Source organism: Marinibaculum pumilum (assembly GCF_042646425.1).
In the GTDB taxonomy this organism is placed as follows: Bacteria; Pseudomonadota; Alphaproteobacteria; order Ferrovibrionales; family Ferrovibrionaceae; genus Marinibaculum; species Marinibaculum pumilum.
This window is the reverse complement of sequence record NZ_JBHRTR010000050.1, coordinates 109,462-109,877: the sequence shown is the minus strand read 5'-3', so window position 1 is coordinate 109,877 and position 416 is coordinate 109,462. Positions and strand designations below refer to the sequence as shown.

General features: G+C 73.6%; 1 protein-coding gene. It reads right to left on the bottom strand.

Annotated features, from left to right (window positions below):
* A partial coding sequence (locus ACFOGJ_RS26995) for a calcium-binding protein (RefSeq protein ID WP_379906393.1) occupies positions 1-376 on the bottom strand: 376 nt, incomplete at its 3' end.
* Positions 377-416: the final 40 nt, after the last annotated feature.

Genomic DNA, 416 nt, shown 5'->3' with positions numbered 1-416 from the left:
TGTCTGCGCCCTCGCCACCGCCGATATCGTCGTCGCCCTCGCCGCCATCGATCGTGTCGTCGCCGGCGTCACCCGCCAGAACGTCGTCGCCGGCGCCGCCTGCAATCAGGTCCGCGTCGTCGCCACCGGAGACGGTGTCGGCGTCCTCGCCGCCGTCGATCGTGTCGGCGCCGGCGCCACCGAGGATGGCGTCTGCCCCGGCACCACCGGCCAGGCTGTCCGCACCTGCGCCACCGTCGATGCTGTCGGCGCCTTCGCCGCCACCCACCGTATCGTCACCGGCATCACCCGCCAGAACGTCGTCGCCGGCGCCGCCACCGATCAGGTCTGCATCGTCGCCACCGGAGACGGTGTCGGCGTCCTCGCCGCCGTCGATCGTGTCGGCGCCGGCGCCACCGAGGATGGCGTCTGCCCCA